General features: G+C 60.6%; 14 protein-coding genes. 5 read left to right on the forward strand and 9 right to left on the reverse strand.

Annotated features, from left to right (window positions below; genetic code table 11):
* Window positions 1-132 precede the first annotated feature (132 nt).
* The 8 genes from AC4HNJ_RS11720 to AC4HNJ_RS11755 form a co-directional block, all read right to left on the reverse strand.
* Window positions 133-507, reverse strand: a complete 375-nt coding sequence (locus AC4HNJ_RS11720; RefSeq protein WP_490479761.1) for a hypothetical protein — start codon at window positions 505-507, stop codon at window positions 133-135.
* Window positions 508-516: 9 nt separating this feature from the next.
* A complete protein-coding gene (locus AC4HNJ_RS11725) occupies window positions 517-1,029 on the reverse strand; it encodes a PAAR domain-containing protein (RefSeq protein ID WP_490479762.1) in 513 nt (170 codons plus the stop codon).
* Window positions 1,026-1,397, reverse strand: coding sequence for a PAAR domain-containing protein (locus tag AC4HNJ_RS11730; RefSeq protein WP_490479763.1), 372 nt, complete (start codon window positions 1,395-1,397; stop codon window positions 1,026-1,028). Before AC4HNJ_RS11730 ends, AC4HNJ_RS11725 begins: the two co-directional genes overlap by 4 nt.
* A 222-nt stretch (window positions 1,398-1,619) precedes the next feature.
* Window positions 1,620-2,759 carry a sulfate/molybdate ABC transporter ATP-binding protein gene (locus tag AC4HNJ_RS11735; protein WP_490479764.1) on the reverse strand — a complete coding sequence of 380 codons (1,140 nt, stop codon included), beginning with the start codon at window positions 2,757-2,759 and terminating at the stop codon, window positions 1,620-1,622.
* Between the two features lie 14 nt (window positions 2,760-2,773).
* Complete coding sequence (gene cysW / locus AC4HNJ_RS11740; protein WP_490479914.1) at window positions 2,774-3,631, reverse strand: sulfate ABC transporter permease subunit CysW; 858 nt, start codon at window positions 3,629-3,631, stop codon at window positions 2,774-2,776.
* Complete coding sequence (gene cysT, locus AC4HNJ_RS11745; RefSeq protein ID WP_490479765.1) at window positions 3,631-4,455, reverse strand: sulfate ABC transporter permease subunit CysT; 825 nt, start codon at window positions 4,453-4,455, stop codon at window positions 3,631-3,633. The genes cysW and cysT overlap by 1 nt, the downstream gene beginning before the upstream one ends.
* Before the next feature lie 19 nt (window positions 4,456-4,474).
* A complete protein-coding gene (locus AC4HNJ_RS11750; protein ID WP_490479766.1) occupies window positions 4,475-5,488 on the reverse strand; it encodes a sulfate ABC transporter substrate-binding protein in 1,014 nt (337 codons plus the stop codon).
* 103 nt (window positions 5,489-5,591) lie between these two features.
* The gene (locus AC4HNJ_RS11755; RefSeq protein WP_490479767.1) at window positions 5,592-6,803 is read right to left on the reverse strand and encodes an OprO/OprP family phosphate-selective porin; all 1,212 of its coding nucleotides are present in this window, start codon (window positions 6,801-6,803) and stop codon (window positions 5,592-5,594) included.
* 220 nt (window positions 6,804-7,023) lie between these two features.
* Here AC4HNJ_RS11755 and AC4HNJ_RS11760 point away from each other — a divergent pair, with 220 nt between their 5' ends.
* The 4 genes from AC4HNJ_RS11760 to AC4HNJ_RS11775 all read left to right on the forward strand — a co-directional run bounded on the left by AC4HNJ_RS11760 (window position 7,024) and on the right by AC4HNJ_RS11775 (window position 13,091).
* The gene (locus AC4HNJ_RS11760; RefSeq protein WP_490479768.1) at window positions 7,024-8,817 is read left to right on the forward strand and encodes an assimilatory sulfite reductase (NADPH) flavoprotein subunit; all 1,794 of its coding nucleotides are present in this window, start codon (window positions 7,024-7,026) and stop codon (window positions 8,815-8,817) included.
* 8 nt (window positions 8,818-8,825) lie between these two features.
* Window positions 8,826-10,523 (forward strand): assimilatory sulfite reductase (NADPH) hemoprotein subunit, encoded by a 1,698-nt coding sequence (cysI, locus tag AC4HNJ_RS11765; RefSeq protein ID WP_490479769.1) that lies wholly within the window; start codon window positions 8,826-8,828, stop codon window positions 10,521-10,523.
* Complete coding sequence (locus AC4HNJ_RS11770; RefSeq protein WP_490479770.1) at window positions 10,520-11,242, forward strand: phosphoadenylyl-sulfate reductase; 723 nt, start codon at window positions 10,520-10,522, stop codon at window positions 11,240-11,242. The genes cysI and AC4HNJ_RS11770 overlap by 4 nt, the downstream gene beginning before the upstream one ends.
* Before the next feature lie 103 nt (window positions 11,243-11,345).
* Window positions 11,346-13,091 (forward strand): bifunctional sulfate adenylyltransferase/adenylylsulfate kinase, encoded by a 1,746-nt coding sequence (locus AC4HNJ_RS11775; protein WP_490479771.1) that lies wholly within the window; start codon window positions 11,346-11,348, stop codon window positions 13,089-13,091.
* A gap of 53 nt (window positions 13,092-13,144) precedes the next feature.
* On the opposite strand, the gene AC4HNJ_RS11780 is transcribed toward AC4HNJ_RS11775, so the two are convergent.
* The gene (locus tag AC4HNJ_RS11780) at window positions 13,145-14,152 is read right to left on the reverse strand and encodes a LysR substrate-binding domain-containing protein (RefSeq protein WP_490479772.1); all 1,008 of its coding nucleotides are present in this window, start codon (window positions 14,150-14,152) and stop codon (window positions 13,145-13,147) included.
* Window positions 14,153-14,450: 298 nt separating this feature from the next.
* Between AC4HNJ_RS11780 and cysG the strand changes: the two genes are divergently transcribed.
* Window positions 14,451-15,890 (forward strand): siroheme synthase CysG, encoded by a 1,440-nt coding sequence (gene cysG / locus AC4HNJ_RS11785; RefSeq protein ID WP_490479773.1) that lies wholly within the window; start codon window positions 14,451-14,453, stop codon window positions 15,888-15,890.
* The last annotated feature ends 121 nt before the right edge of the window (window positions 15,891-16,011 follow it).

Consider the following 16,011-nt stretch of genomic DNA (forward strand, 5'->3'; position numbering starts at 1 on the left):
TCGCATTTACAAATGTCTTTTCCTCATACCCTGTAATGGTCATATCGATGGCCCTCCTCAGAGAGTACCGAGTAGTCTTCAACGCTGGGGGATAGACAATTTGGTACCCCCTCACCATCTCCTGCGCAGCGGCTACAGCCTCTTTATGATTGGGGTGGCCCCAGCATCCAGATGCTCCCAATCAATATCCACCCCATCCATCGCTGGCACAGATGACGGATCGGTACCATGTGCGATCTTGTATGACCAATGCATAAGATAGACACGCTCTGGCGGTCGATATGTGGTCGAAATTATTACTCTTGCCCCACCTGCTCTTAGAGCAGCGATGAAATCATCAACATCGGTGCGAAATGGCTGAATTAAATCAGCAGTTGATGTGCTCGGTAGAAAACGACCCACCCATTGCAAACCACTTTTCTCCTTTTTAGGCACATTTACTATCACCCTTGTCACAGAACCAGGTGTCGTATTCGTTCTCGCTGTTCCCACGCGTGTATCAGTCATATGAATCTTTTATATATAGAGATGCAGGTTTTCCGCACCATTCGTTACAACACGAGATGTCTTACCCTGAGCGTCCGTAACCCCTGTCGTTACCGAACCCGAGGATGAAACGATTCGGTACGCTTTATTGCAGACTGGACGGCCCAGTTGATCAAGCACCTGAAACTGGTCGTCATACAGCGAAGCAGCTCCTACCCACGACCCATAGCCCTGACGTATCACCTCATCCGTCTCGATGGTCTGATACATGTCTGTGCGTGAGTTAATAAGTCGCGGTGACGGCCTGCAATCGCAAAGACAAAGATCGCCATCCAATGCAACATCACGCCCATGCACGCTTTCTCTGAGCCGTGGTCCGTTCGGGCATATCTTCCCTACTGTTCCACACTCTCGGCAGATGACGTCGTCGCCGATCAAGGCCAGCGCGCGACCATTATTTGTGGAATGGGTTGTGGAACTTCTCACGGCTCCGCCCCCACGCGCAGTAGTCGTATCACCATCCAAGATGTTGTACCGTCTCATGTGACCTGCTCCCGCGCTCGCGGCACGTAAGCCGGATCAAGAAGTCTCTCGATGGGTTTGCCGTGATAGTCCACCAGCCTGCAGTTTTTGGTTTGCAGTGTATTGATGATGCCGGCGCCGTTGTCGAGCCGACTATCAACCAGCGCGAATGGCGTCTCGTAAAGGGTCGCGCCGAAGCCTGTGCCGTCTACGATAATTGCCGTATTACCGTCCTCGCAGGACATCGCGCCCCCTACGACAGCTAGTGGCACGCCGTCGATCGTTACACTGTTTGCTGCGATGACTTGGCCCCCTTGCTCTGTCAATGACCCCATCGTTACCAATAGATGATTGGTCTTGACGGCACGCTTCTGTACATCTTCAGACATTCACTTAGCTCCACTCGGCGCGATTTCGGCCTGCGAGCGCGCGAATGTCTCACTACATCCGTTCAATGGGAATTAGAAAAGTCCCACTATCGTTGGGGAAAAGTCCCAATGTGGGACTTCGGATATCGCGGAAGTTCTCAGGTACCACCAGGGCGGATATATCCGACAAGAGCAGGCGTTACTATTTGCGCCGGCATCAAGGTCGACCTAGCTGCGACAATCCTACGCCTCGACCCGCTTCCACGGTCCCACCGCTACCGGAAAGCTGGCATGAGGCGGCTGGAGATTGGCTCGCTGCCGCACGTGCCCTTCCTTGTCCATGCCGAATACAGCCAGTGCCCGAAACTGGATGGCCACCGTGTCACCGATCTCGCTCGCATGGCGATGCCAATCGTGCTCGCTCCATTCCGCTTCCAGCGATAGGTCGTGGTCTTCCAGATACAGGCCGATGCGTACAGTGCCGGCCACATGACGGATGTTCAAAAGTTTCGCCTTCAGCCCTTCGCCCGGACGCGGCGAAGGAAGCACATCTTCAGGGCGTACGTGGATCGTAAGGTCGTCGTGTACCCCGAAGCCGCTGAGCGGCCATGTATCGCCAAGCACACGCAACTGACCATTCTCGATTTCACCAGGCAAGCTCTGGCCGCGGGCGATAAAACGCGAAGCAAACGGCGAAGCCGGCTCGCGATGAATCTGCTCCGGCGTGCCGATCTGCTCAATATGTCCGCGATTCATCACGACCACGCGATCGGCCATCTCCAGGGCTTCGTCCTGATCATGTGTCACGAACAAGGTGGTGATGCCGAGCGAACGATGGAACTCGCGCAGCCAGCGACGCAGAGTGATCCGTACCTGCGCATCCAGCGCACCGAAGGGTTCATCCAGCAACAGCAGCCGGGGCTCGATCGCCAACGCCCGCGCCAAGGCCACCCGCTGACGCTGCCCGCCGGAAAGCTGGGCGGGATACCGATCGGCCAACCCTTCCAGTTCCACTCGTTGCAGCAGCGAGTGCACGCTCGCCTTGATCGCCGAGGCGCGCGGTCGCAGACGCCAGGGGCGCACCCGCAAGCCGAACGCGACGTTCTGCGCCACGGTCATGTGCGGAAACAACGCATAGTGTTGAAACACCAGCCCCACGCCGCGCCGCCGCGCATCCAGCGCCAGCAAATCCTGCCCGTCGCGCTGCACCCAGCCGGCATCCGGATGATCCAATCCCGCCAGGATGCGCAACAGACTGGTCTTGCCCGAACCCGAAGGGCCCAGCACGGCGACGAATTCGCCATCGGCAATCGTCAGGCTGACGTCGTTCAGGGCGGTGAACGAGCCGAACTGTCGACGCAAATGAGATATCTCGATAGCCATCGTGTCAGGTGCTCTCAGCGATCCGCATGTAACTCGCCGCCATGCCGCCATTCCAGCAAACGTTTGAGCCCAAGCGTGAAGACAGTAAGCAGGGCGAGTAGTGAAGCGACTGCAAAGGCAGCCGAAAAATTTTCTTGGTAAAGCTGATCCACTTGCAGCGGAAGTGTGTTGGTGATGCCACGCAGATGGCCTGAGACGATGTAAACGGCGCCGAATTCGCCCATCGCCCTGGCGTTGCAGAGCAGAACGCCATAAAGCAGGGCCCAGCGCACGCGCGGCAGCGTCACCCGAAAGAAAATCTGCCAACCGCCGGCACCCAGGGTCAACGCTGCTTCTTCTTGCTCGGAGCCTTGCGCTTGCATCAAGGGCATCAGCTCTCTCGCCACAAAAGGCAGCGTGACGAATACGGTCGCCAATACCAAACCTGGCAAAGCGAAGATCACCTGCAAGCCATGCGCTTCCAGCCATCCGCCCAGCCAGCCGTATTTGCCGTACACCAGGATCAACATCATGCCGGCCACCACCGGCGACACCGAGAAAGGCAGGTCGATCAGTGCAGCCAACCAGGCCTTGCCGCGGAAATCAAAATGCGTCATCGACCAGGCGGCAGCCAGCCCGAACACCACGTTCAAAGGCACCGCGATGGCCGCGACGGTGAAGGTCAGACGCACGGCGGCGAGAGTGTCCGGCTGACGGATCGCATTCCAGAAAAACTCCGTGCCCTGGCGAAACGCCTCGGTAAAAATCGCCAGTAACGGAAACACCAACAACCAGACCAGTACCAACACGGCCGCCGCGATAAGCCCACCTCGCACCCAAGGCGTCGAGCGCGACGGCCTGCCGATGGACATCACGGCGGAGATGGCGGCCATCAGCGCACCACCGCCCAGCGACGCGTCCATCGTTGCAAGCACGCCATCGCCACCAGCAACAGCAATGAAGCCGCCAGCATGACGGCGCCCAGCGCCGCCGCGCCGCGGTAGTCATACTGCGAGTCGATCTTCTGCACGATCAAATAGGGAGCAATTTCCGTGCGGAACAGACGATTGCCGGAAATGAACACGACCGAACCGTACTCGCCGATCGCACGCGCCAACGCCAAGGCGTAACCGGTCAGCAAGGTCGGCAGCAGCAACGGCAGCAGCACGCGAAAGAAGCGTTGCACCGACGATGCGCCAAGCGTGTACGCCGCTTCTTCCAGATCGCTCTCCAGACTTTCCAGCACCGGTTGCAAGGTTCGCACCACGAAGGGAAAACCTACGAACACCATCGCCAGCAACACACCCAGGCGCGTATAGGCCACCTCGATATTCCACGATGCCAGGCGGCTGCCAATCCAGCCGTTCGGCGCATACAACGCAGTCAGTGCGATACCCGCGACCGCTGTCGGCAAGGCAAACGGAAGATCGACCCATGCGTCGCACAGGCGACGGAACGGAAAGCGGTAACGCACCAGCACCCACGCCACCAACAAGCCAAGCACCGCATCGATCGTCGCCGCCACTAACGCCGCGCCAAAGCTCAATCGCAGCGATGCCAGCACCCTGCGCGACCCGATCTGCGCCCACCAACCGTGTGGCCCCAGATCGCAGGCCGTCCATATCAGCGCCGCCAAAGGCAGCAACACGCAACTGGCCAGCACGGCCAAGGTATAGCCGGTACTGAGTCGAAATCCCGGAAGGACAGGACGTGTCATGCGTTGTCGCACGGGAGGCTCACTGCTCCCCCTCCGTAATCTGATCGAACACGCCACCATCCGCAAAGTACGTGGCTTGCACGTTGCGCCAATCACCGAACTGCTGCGCAATCGTGAAGGTGTTCACCGCCGGAAACTGCGCGGCGTACTTCGCCGCGACCGAAGCCAGCCGCGGACGAAAGAAATGCTTGGCCGCAAGCGCCTGTCCTTCCGGGCTATACAAGAACTGCAGGTAAGCCTGGGCGACTTGCCGCGTGCCATGCGCCTTCGCTACCGAATCGACCACCGATACCGGCGGCTCCGCCAGGATGGTGGTCGACGGAACGACGATCTGATAATTACCCTTGCCGAACTCCTGCTGCGTCAGCAGCGCCTCGCTTTCCCAGGCGATCAGTACATCGCCAATGCCACGCTGCACGAACGTATTGGTAGCACCGCGCGCACCGGTATCCAGCACCGGCACGTGTTGATAGAGCTGACTGACGTAGGCGCGCGCCTTGTCGGCATTGCCGCCCGGCTGGCGCACTGCCCATCCCCACGCTGCCAGGAAATTCCAGCGCGCACCGCCCGACGTTTTCGGATTGGGTGTAATCACCTGCACGCCCGGACGAATCAGGTCCGGCCAATCGCGGATATGTTTCGGATTGCCCTTGCGTACCAGGAAGACGATGGTCGATGTGTACGGCGAGCTGTTGTCCGGCAGCCGCTTCTGCCAATCCTTGGCAAGCAGGCCTTTGTCCGCCAACACATCGATGTCGTACGCAAGCGCGAGTGTCACCACGTCCGCCTGCAAACCATCGAGCACCGCCCGTGCCTGCTTGCCCGAGCCGCCATTGGACGTGGTCACCGTGACGTTCTGTCCCGTCTGTTTGGCCCAATAAACCTTGAACGCACTGTCCACGTCCTGAAAATATTCGCGGGTCGGGTCGTAGGACACGTTGAGAAGCCTCGTATCCGCCGCCATCGCACAACATCCCGCGCCGAGCGAGATCAGCGTTACCAAAACCAGCAGTATGCGTCTCATGCGTGACATTCTCCTCGGCGCGATGCCTCCACCCTGCACTGCACTATAGGTTTGGAAGGATGGACGGCTAAAAGCACGGATCGTGCTATCCATATGCCATGCCCTCCGCTAGTTATATGTAAATCTCTGCCCGCAGCTCGAAGATGTGCGGATTGATGACCAGTCCGCGCCGATTGCTGAACGCACGGATGTAATTGGCCTGCAGCCTCAAATGCGTACCGACGTACCAATTGAGCCCAGCCGTCCAGTCATGCTCCTTGCCGCCCTGCACCGGCCCGTCATTGAGATCAAGCTCGCTGTAACGCAGCGCAAACTCCACGGCGCCCCAGGGATGCGAGGGAATCACATTCTTGACGTTGCCGCCCTGGTATCGGCGGGACTCTCCCGTGAGCACCCACGTACCGAACACGTAATAGCCGTCAAAGTCATAGCGCGGCTTTGGCACGTCGAAAGCGGTGTGCGCTTGCAGGTATTCGCTCTGCACGGACCACGGTCCCTGGATCCACAGGCCTTCCAGCCCTACTCGATCGATGTGATTGACACCTGTCAGCGTGCCAGAACTGACCAAGGCCGTCGTGGTAAGCCCCGCTTCGGGCAACGATTTGAAGCTGGCCGTAGATGGCTGCTGGACACCGAGTGCATCGACGATGCCATAGGGCCGCTCCTGCGATGCCGCCACGCCCAGGTGCAACACGCGAGCCGTTTCATGAATCGGCACCCAGGCGACGCGAGCGGCCACTGTATGGCCGTTGTTCCTGCCTTCCATATTCTCCCCGTAATAACCGAGGCTAGCCAGCCAATGTTGCCGCTGGATCGCCCAGTCGACGCCGATCCGGCGATTCTCGTATACCGCCTGCGACGGTAACGCCAGCTCGATGAAGGTGGTTTGGGTAGAAGTGGTGACGCCCTCGAAACTTACCGGCGTTTTGCTTTGCCCAAAACGCAGGGCGCCGAAGTCCTCACCGAACAACGCCTGCGACTGCAAACGGACAAAGGCGTCCTGCCATTGCTGGGACTGGAAATCGTAATAAAGAGTGGCGTCATAGACCCCCGGCTTTCTTACATAGAAGCCCAGGTATCGGCGACGGTTGGTATGCGCGTCCGTGAATTTATTGTCGTCATGTGAAAAGTCGTTGACGTCATATTGATAACGCAATACCAGGCCGATATCCGTGCCATCGCTCAGCTGTACCTGCGTGGGCCAGTGATTTAACCAGTCATCGTCGGAAGCAGCCGCTGGGCGACAAGCCAGCACGGCTAATGCACCGAGAAAGACGGATGTGAAGATGGCATTGACACGGCCTGGCTTGGATCTTCGCGGCATAAGCAACTCCGGCACCGCAAGCGGCGCATGGGTCGATGAGAGCAAACAGTCCCTAAGACGCCTTGGAGATGCGCCTTGATCCATGCTGCCCGGCCGGTTTTGTGCAATGGAAAGGAGGGAATGGCATGCGGTTATGCCGCGCCATCATTTCTTGGCAAATAAACGGAGTTCTAACATTGCTCGACTAGATGGACGTCTAAACGTCCAGGGACACGCAACGATGACGGCCGTCACACTCTCACCCCTGCCGGAGGACAAGCAATCGCTGGTTGCACGCCTTGTCGACGGGCTGGAAGCACCGGCATTGCATTGGCTTTCCGGCTATCTCGCGGGTGTGGCGGCGCAACGCCAGACGCCGGGGAAAAGTAGCGGTGAAGCACCGCCTGCGGCCGAAGCCCAAGCTCGCCTCACCGTGCTTTACGGCAGCCAGACCGGCAATGCCAAGCGCCTGGCCGAGGAACTTGGGCGTCGTGCAGGCTCAGCCGGCCTCGCGGTGCGGGTGGTTCGCGCAGATACCTACGCCACCCGCGAACTGAAACAAGAGCGTCTGCTTTACATCGTGATCAGCACACAAGGCGACGCCGAGCCGCCGGACGATTCGCGCGCGCTGGTCGAATTTCTCAACAGCGCACGCGCTCCCAAATTGGATGGCTTGCGTTATGCCGTACTGGGTTTGGGCGATTCCAGTTACCCGGACTTCTGCGCGATCGGTCGCGGCCTGGATGAACGCCTTGCGACACTGGGAGCACAACGGCTGCTCCCGGCCGGCGAGGCGGACATCGACCTGGAAACAGTGACGCAGCCTTGGCTGGAGCAGGCGCTGCAGCAGGCACGCGAGCAGCTGAAGATCGCTACACCGCTCGCGACAGTGACGCCGCTGCGCACTTCACGCAGCGTACCCGCCTGGCATCGGGACCAGCCGTTCGCATCGCCCATCTTGCTCAATCAGCGCATCACCGGCCGCGATAGCGACCGCGACGTGCGCCATGTCGAACTGTCGCTGGAAGGCTCTGGCCTGCGCTATTCCCCCGGCGATGCGCTCGGCGTATGGCCCACCCAGTCGCCCGAGCTGGTCGACGCCGTGTTGAAGACATTGCGGCTGGACGGTGACACACGCGTCCGCGCGGGCGAAGAAGAATACCCGCTGCGAACCTGGCTTGCCGAACGACGGGAGCTGACGCAACTGACCCGGCCGTTCTTTGCCGCGCACGCAGAGCGCAGCGGCGATGCCCAACTGCGCGATTGGTTGTCACCCGCCTCACGTGATGCATTATCGGCATTGTTCGGGCAATGGCAGGTACTGGATCTGCTGCAGCGCCATCCCGCCGACTGGACGGCCGATGCGTTGGTGCAGGCGCTGCGTCCGCTGGCACCGCGCCTGTATTCGATCGCGTCCAGCCAGGCAGTCGTCGGCGAAGAAGTGCACATCACGGTCAGCCACGTGGACTACATGCTGGACGGCGCTTCGCGCTGGGGTGTGGCGAGCCGCTATCTCGCTGCGCAGAGAGAAGGCCAAGCCGTTCCTGTCTTCATCGAAGCCAACGAGCGCTTTCGGTTGCCCGGCGATGACCGTGACATCGTGATGATCGGCGCCGGCACCGGCGTCGCACCGTATCGCGCATTCGTGCAAGAGCGCGCCGAGCGAGCGGCCAGTGGCCGCCATTGGCTGGTGTTCGGCAATCCGCACATGTATTCCGATTTTTTGTATCAGGCCGAGTGGCAGCACGCCTTGAAGAGCGGCCAGCTGTATCGCATCGACCTTGCGTTCTCGCGCGATCAGGCTGAAAAAATCTACGTGCAACACCGCTTGCTCGAACAAGGCCGGCGACTTTACGAGTGGCTGGAAAACGGGGCCCATCTTTACGTCTGCGGCGATGCCAGCCGCATGGCCAAGGACGTGCATAAGACGCTGATCGCGATCGTGGCCGAGCATGGCGGACGCAGTGTCGAAGACGCCGAGGCGTGGCTCAATCAGTTGATCCAACAGGGCCGTTACGCCCGCGATGTGTACTGAGGTTTGCGATGAGCCATACGCCGCTATCCGATTTCGAACGCGTCAAGGCGCGTAGCCGGTTTTTGCGCGGCACGCTGACCGAGAGCCTGGCCGATCCGGTCACGGGCGCGATCAGCGATGACGACAACAAGCTGCTGAAATTCCACGGCAGCTATCAACAGGATGATCGTGATCTGCGCGAAGAGCGCCGCAAGCAAAAATTGGAGCCGGCTTATCAATTCATGGTACGCGCCCGGCTGGCCGGAGGGATTCTAAGTCCCGCGCAATGGCTGTCCTTCGACCATATAGCACGCACCTGGGCCAATCACTCCCTGCGCATCACCACGCGCCAGACCTTTCAGTTGCATGGCGTGCTCAAGCGCAATCTGAAGCGATCTATCGCCGCCATGAACGAAGCGTTGGTAAGCACCATCGCTGCCTGCGGCGATGTCAACCGCAATGTTGTCGCCAGCGCCAATCCGGTCCACTCCCCGGCGCATCGGCTCGCCTACCACTGGGCCGAACGCTTGTCCGAGCACCTGAAGCCGAAGACGCGCGCCTATCATGAAATCTGGCTGGATGAGCAACAGGTGGCCGGCGGCGAAGAAGAGAGCGAGCCGCTGTACGGGCCAACGTATCTGCCGCGCAAGTTCAAGATCGGCGTGGCAGTGCCGCCCACCAATGATGTGGATGTCTTCGCGCAAGACCTGGGCTTGATCGCGATCATCGAACACGATGAACTGCTCGGCTTCAATGTAGCCGTCGGTGGCGGCATGGGCGCAAGCCATGGCGACCCCAGCACGTATCCGCGACTCGGCAGCGTCATCGGTTTTGTGACGCCCGAGCAATTGCTGCGCACAGCTGAAGGCGTGATCGAGGTGCAGCGCGACCATGGCGATCGCCAGGAGCGTAAACACGCACGACTGAAATACACCATCGACAACATGGGCCTGGCTGCCTTCAAGGCGGAGCTGGAGCAGCGCATTGGTTTCACGCTGCAGCCATCGCGGCCCTACCACTTCGATCACAATGGCGATCGCTACGGCTGGACAGAAGGCGACGATGGACGCTGGCATCTCACGCTGCAGGTCGAATCGGGCCGTATCGCCGATCGTCCCGGCCAACTGCATCTCAGCGGCATGCGTGCGATTGCCGAAGTGCACGAGGGCGATTTCAGGCTGACCTGCAATCAAAACCTGATCATCGCGAACGTACCCGAGGCGCAGCGCGAGCGCATCGATGCGCTCGTCGAAGCCTACACATTGGATGGATATCGTCGCCTCAGCGGCATCCGGCGTCATGCCGTGGCATGCGTGGCCTTTCCGACCTGCGGACTGGCGATGGCGGAAAGCGAGCGCTATCTGCCGGAACTGCTGCCGAAAATCGAAGCCTTGCTCGATCGACATGGTTTGAGCGATGCACCGATCCTGCTGCGTTTGTCCGGATGTCCGAACGGATGCTCGCGCCCTTATCTTGGCGAGATTGCGCTGGTGGGACGCGCGATTGGCCGTTACGACCTGCGCCTCGGCGCAGATTTTGTGGGCCGGCGGCTCAATCGCGTCGTGCGCGAGAACATCGACGAAAGCGAAATCCTGGCGGAACTCGACCGGCTGTTTGCCCGCTATGCAGCGGAACGTCATGAGCAGGAACGCTTCGGCGACTTCCTGGTGCGCAGCGGCGTACTGCCCGCTCCTCGCCACCCGCTTGAAGTGGAGGTGCTTGCATGAGCCTGCCCACCCCCGAGCAAGCGACCAATGATGCGCGTGCACGCGTCAAGCTGGACGCGTGGCTGCTCGCGCTTACGGCGGAAGATCGCATCGACTGGGCCTTGGCACATTTGCCCGGCACGCATGTGTTGTCATCGAGCTTTGGCGCGCAATCGGCGGTGTCACTGCATCTGCTTACGCAACGCGTGCCACGCATTCCGGTGATCGTCATCGATACCGGCTATCTGTTTCCGGAAACCTACCGCTTTATCGATGAACTGACCGAGCGCTTGTCGCTCAACCTGCACATCGTTCGCCCTGTTTTGTCGCCAGCATGGCTGGAAGCGCGGCATGGAGAACTATGGAAACAGGGCCGCGAAGGCCTGGACCATTACAACCGCCTCGCCAAAGTAGAGCCGATGCAACATGCGCTGGCCGAGACGGATGCCGGCACCTGGTTTGCGGGACTTCGCCGCCAGCAATCACTGAGCCGCGCCGCCACGCCCGTCCTCGATCATCGACATGGCCGCTGGAAAATGCATCCGATCATCGACTGGTCCGATCGCGATGTCGGTCTTTACCTGCGCCGTCACGACCTGCCTTATCACCCGCTATGGGACAAGGGATATATCTCGATCGGCGATACGCATACCACACGCCGCTGGGAACCTGGCATGCGCGAGGAGGACACCCGCTTTTTCGGCATCAAGCGCGAATGCGGACTGCACCTGGATGTGTAGGCAAACATAGCAACACGAAAAAACGAACGGATTGGCGCGATGCAGACCGAGGCTCGCAGCCAATGCATAGAACGAGCAACAGCCCCGATTCAAGGACACCCTCATGAAAGCCCTGGCCGCCGAGCTTGCCTCGGCCGAACACGAAGCGCTGGTGGCGCCGCACGGCGGCGTACTGCGTGAACTCTACGTCTCTGCACCCGAAGCCGAATCGCTCAAGCGACTTAGTGCATCGCTGCCGCAATGGACCCTCAACCAACGTCAGTTATGCGATCTGGAACTGCTTCTCAACGGCGGTTTCTCGCCATTGCAGGGATTTCTCGGTCGCGCGGATTACGACAGCGTCGTCAGCAACATGCGATTGGCGGACGGTACGTTATGGCCGATGCCGATCGTGCTGGACGTGGACGAGGCTTTCGTCGCACGCCTCCCCGAACACGCGCAGATCAGCCTCAACGATACGCAAGGCACGCCGCTTGCGGTGCTTACGGTGGAGGATGTGTATTTTCCTGATCACCTTGCCGAGGCACGGCAGGTATTTGGCACCACCGACCGGACACACCCTGGCGTCGCGGAATTGCTGGATCGCACGGGCTCGGTCTATCTCGGTGGTCGCGTGCAGGGCATCCAGCCGCCCGCGCATTACGACTTCACCGCGCTGCGCCATAGTCCACGCCAATTGCGCGACTGGTTCCACCAGCACGGCTGGCACCGCATCGTCGCGTTCCAGACGCGCAACCCGATGCATCGCGCGCATCGTGAGCTGACCCTGCGTGCAGCGGAACAAGTGGGGGCAAAGCTGCTGATCCATCCCTCGGTAGGACGTACAAAGCCGGGCGATGTCGATCACTACACGCGTGTACGTTGCTATCGCGCGCTGCTGGATCATTATCCACAGGACCACGCCGCGCTTTCGCTGTTGCCGCTGGCGATGCGCATGGGTGGCCCACGTGAAGCCCTATGGCATGCCATCATTCGCAAGAACTACGGCGCAAGTCACTTCATCGTAGGCCGCGACCACGCCGGCCCCGGCAAGGATGCGCAAGGCGAGCCGTTCTACGATCCCTACGCCGCACAAGACTTGCTGGCCGAGCATCAAGACGAACTCGGCATTCGCATCGTGCCGTTCCCGGCTATGGTCTATGCCGCGAATCGCGATGCTTACGTTCCACAGCCCGAAGTCGAAACCGGTGATGAGGTCCGCGATATCTCAGGTACGGAACTGCGGCGACGCCTGCACGACGGAGAGGCGATCCCGGAATGGTTCACGTTTCCGGATGTAGTCAGGATTCTGCGTGAGCGTCACCCCGCCCATGCACGCCAGGGCTTCGCTTTGTTCTTCACCGGCCTTTCCGGCTCGGGCAAATCCACCCTGGCGCAAGCGGTGCTGGCTAAATTGCTTGAAACCAGCAGCCGCCCCGTCACCGTGCTCGACGGTGATGAAGTGCGTCGGCATCTATCCAAGGGACTGGGTTTCTCACGCGAAGATCGCGATGCGAACATCACGCGCATCGGCTATGTCGCAAGCGAAGTCGTACGCCACGGCGGCATTGCCATCTGCGCGCCTATTGCACCTTATGCAAGTGCGCGTGCCGAAGCGCGCGAACTGGTACAGGCGCATGGACGTTTCGTGGAGATCCATGTTTCCACCCCGCTGGAAACATGCGAAGCGCGCGATCGCAAAGGTCTCTATGCGGCAGCGCGCGCCGGCAAGATCAAGGGATTCACCGGCATTGACGATCCTTACGAAATACCGGCCGCACCAGAGCTGCGCATGGACACCAGCGCGACCTCGGTGGGCGAAGCCGCTGACCGCGTCGTTGCATGGCTACGCAGTAAGGAGTTGGTCTGAGAGGCTGCCCGCGATCTTTGCCGCACCGCTCGCTGCGAGCGGTGCGGCATGTGTCAGGCGGCGCGCGTCACAGTGCGCCGAACCGTACGCGACTGCAACTCGCTCCACAACGGCGGCACGGGCCACTGCGCTTCCGCATGACCGGCCACGACGCGCCGCAATTCGGCCTCGTCGATTTGCGGCGCCACCAGTCGCGCCAGCTGTGCCACATAGCTGCGCAGCACGTGGTCGCGACGCAACACCATCCAGCTGGTGCAGACAGGCAGTAGATGATCGATGTTGAGCGAGACCAGTTCGCGTGCGTCCGCCGGCGTAATCGCCATCTCGGCGAGGATGCCCACACCCAGGCCCGCAAGCACATACGTCTTGATCAAGTCCGCATCGACCGATGTGCAGGCGATGCGCGGGCTGAGGTCCACAGCGCCAAAGGCACGCCGCAGCGACGACTCCGGTTGCAGGGACGATTCGTAGCTGACCAGCGGGTGTTCGGACAGGTCCTCGATACGCAGCGGGCGCCCCAGCTTGGCCAGAGGATGGCCTTGCGGCACGACGGCACGCCGATACCAACGGAACAATGGCACCGCGATGCCGCCTTCCGGCGCCTGGCCGCTGGTGCTGACGATGACCAGGTCCACCTCGCCGCTTTCGAACAAGCTGATGATGCGACCTTCGCCCTGCGGACGAATGTGCACCCCCAAATCGGGGTATTGCTGCTTCAGGCGCGCGATAGCATCCGGCAACACGAAGCGCGCTTGCGTATGCGTCGTGGCAACCGACAGCTCGCCGTGCGCTTCTTCGCGCAGGTTGGCGGCCAGCGCGCGGATATTGCGTGCTTCGTGCAGGATGCTGCGCGCTCTTTCCAGCACTTGCGCACCGGCCGGCGTGATCGCGTCCAGGCTCTTGCCGCGGCGGGTAAAGACCTGGAAACCGAGTTCGCCTTCCAATTGCTTGAGCTGCTTGCTGATGCCGGACTGCGTCGCATGAACGTTATCGGCGGCGAGCGTGATGTTAAGGCCCGCGTCGGCGATGGCGACGATATAGCGGAGTTGCGTGAGGGTCATGAGATCGGCTCCAGAACGGGTCGCGTGCAAGGTTGTGCCAGGCGCATGGCGCAGCACATACAGCTCACGAACCACTCTGGACGGCGTTTCATCACGTTCTCCACACGCACCGGCCCATTACCGGTCATCGCAGGACCTTAACACAGTGTTATTTGGACGTCTATACATCTATCAGTCTCCGCAACAAAGGCTTACGGCCTATGCCAAGTCGGCATAACTTCTGTCGCAGCGGCCATTTCCGTGGAGCCGGCAACGGCGTTAGCGTGTTCAAGCTTTCTTGCGTTTAAGGACACGCGTCATGCAGCTCTACCCGCTGTTCGCCGACTTGACCGATCGCCCTGTGCTGGTGGTGGGCGGCGGCGACGTGGCGGCCAGAAAAGTTTCCATGCTGATGAAAGCCAGCGCCAAGGTCATGGTGGGCGCACCCATGCTGGCTCCCGAATTGCGCGAGTGGGCTCAGCAGGGACATATCCGTTATCGCTCCGGTGCTTATCAATCCGAATGGCTGGATGGCGCATGGCTAGTGATTGCCGCCACACGTTCACGCCGTTTAAATGCGCGTATCGCTAACGATGCGCAAGCCAGGCGATGCCTGGTGAATGTGGTGGACGATCCCGCGCTCTCCAGCTTCCAGGTTCCCGCGGTGATCGACCGCTCGCCGTTGCTCGTGGCTATTTCAACCAGCGGCACGGCGCCGGTATTGGCAAGGCGCCTGCGCGAACGCATCGAAAGTTTGCTTGATCCTGCCATCGGCCCACTGCTGCAACTCGCTCAGCGTTATCGCGCCCGTATTCGCGCGCGCTACGAAGATCTTGCAGCGCGTCGCGCGTTCTATGACTGGCTGCATGACGGTCCTGTTGCGGCACTTTTGCGCACAGCCCAATCCGCTCGCGCTGAGCAGGCACTGACTGCCGCATTGGATGGACATGCATGCCTGAAAGTCCAGGGTTCCGTGTCACTGGTCGGCGCAGGTCCGGGCGATCCAGGCCTGCTTACATTGCGTGCGTTGCGGGCCTTGAATGAAGCCGATGTGATTCTGCATGACGCTTTGATCAGCGACGACATTCTTGAACTGGCGCGGCGTGATGCGCGGCGGATTGCAGTCGGCAAGCGCGGCGGCGGCGCGCATACACCGCAGGCATCGATCCATGCCTTGCTACTTGAGCACGCACGGGCGGGACAGAAGGTAGTCCGGCTGAAAGGCGGCGATCCCTTTGTTTTTGGGCGCGGCGGCGAGGAACTGGCCTTTCTGCGCGAGCACGGCGTTGCCTGTGAAGTGATTCCGGGCATTACTGCGGCGCTTGCCTGCGCAGCCTACAGCGGCGTGCCGCTCACGCATCGCGATTACGCGCAATCGGTGCGCCTGGTTACAGCGCATTGCCAGCACTCGTTGAATACGCAGGATTGGGCCGACCTCGCGCGTGAGCGGCAAACCCTCGCGATCTACATGGGTGTAAGCCAACTCGACGAACTGACCCGGCAATTGCTCGCTCATGGACGCGCTGCCGATACGCCGTTCGTGCTCATCGAGAACGGCTCGCTTTCGAGCCAGCGAACACTGGCCGGTGTGTTGGAAGAGCTACCGACGCTCGCCGCTCATCACGGCCTGCGTGCGCCGGCGATGCTTATTCTTGGCGAGGTCGCGGCCATGGCGAAGACCATGCACTGGTTCGGCGAGTGGCTGGCACCCCGTGCATCTGATTTGGCTGGCTCCGTGCATTTAGCGGACGCGGCCTAGGGCCTAAACCGCCCAGGTGCAAGCTCACTGGCAGGACAAGCGTTGTAGCCACGGTTGTGCGGCATGAACCCGTCCTGACACGGGAAGGCCGCCTGACAACCGATTCATGTCAGTCGCGTTA

This window comes from Dyella sp. SYSU CM1112, assembly GCF_058216415.1.

Coding starts and splice junctions, on each gene's coding strand:
- AC4HNJ_RS11720 (WP_490479761.1), bottom strand. CDS start 507: ATGACTGATACACGCGTGGGAACAGCGAGAACGAATACGACACCTGGT.
- AC4HNJ_RS11725 (WP_490479762.1), bottom strand. CDS start 1,029: ATGAGACGGTACAACATCTTGGATGGTGATACGACTACTGCGCGTGGG.
- AC4HNJ_RS11730 (WP_490479763.1), bottom strand. CDS start 1,397: ATGTCTGAAGATGTACAGAAGCGTGCCGTCAAGACCAATCATCTATTG.
- AC4HNJ_RS11735 (WP_490479764.1), bottom strand. CDS start 2,759: ATGGCTATCGAGATATCTCATTTGCGTCGACAGTTCGGCTCGTTCACC.
- cysW (WP_490479914.1), bottom strand. CDS start 3,631: ATGGCCGCCATCTCCGCCGTGATGTCCATCGGCAGGCCGTCGCGCTCG.
- cysT (WP_490479765.1), bottom strand. CDS start 4,455: ATGACACGTCCTGTCCTTCCGGGATTTCGACTCAGTACCGGCTATACC.
- AC4HNJ_RS11750 (WP_490479766.1), bottom strand. CDS start 5,488: ATGTCACGCATGAGACGCATACTGCTGGTTTTGGTAACGCTGATCTCG.
- AC4HNJ_RS11755 (WP_490479767.1), bottom strand. CDS start 6,803: ATGCCGCGAAGATCCAAGCCAGGCCGTGTCAATGCCATCTTCACATCC.
- AC4HNJ_RS11760 (WP_490479768.1), top strand. CDS start 7,024: ATGACGGCCGTCACACTCTCACCCCTGCCGGAGGACAAGCAATCGCTG.
- cysI (WP_490479769.1), top strand. CDS start 8,826: ATGAGCCATACGCCGCTATCCGATTTCGAACGCGTCAAGGCGCGTAGC.
- AC4HNJ_RS11770 (WP_490479770.1), top strand. CDS start 10,520: ATGAGCCTGCCCACCCCCGAGCAAGCGACCAATGATGCGCGTGCACGC.
- AC4HNJ_RS11775 (WP_490479771.1), top strand. CDS start 11,346: ATGAAAGCCCTGGCCGCCGAGCTTGCCTCGGCCGAACACGAAGCGCTG.
- AC4HNJ_RS11780 (WP_490479772.1), bottom strand. CDS start 14,152: ATGACCCTCACGCAACTCCGCTATATCGTCGCCATCGCCGACGCGGGC.
- cysG (WP_490479773.1), top strand. CDS start 14,451: ATGCAGCTCTACCCGCTGTTCGCCGACTTGACCGATCGCCCTGTGCTG.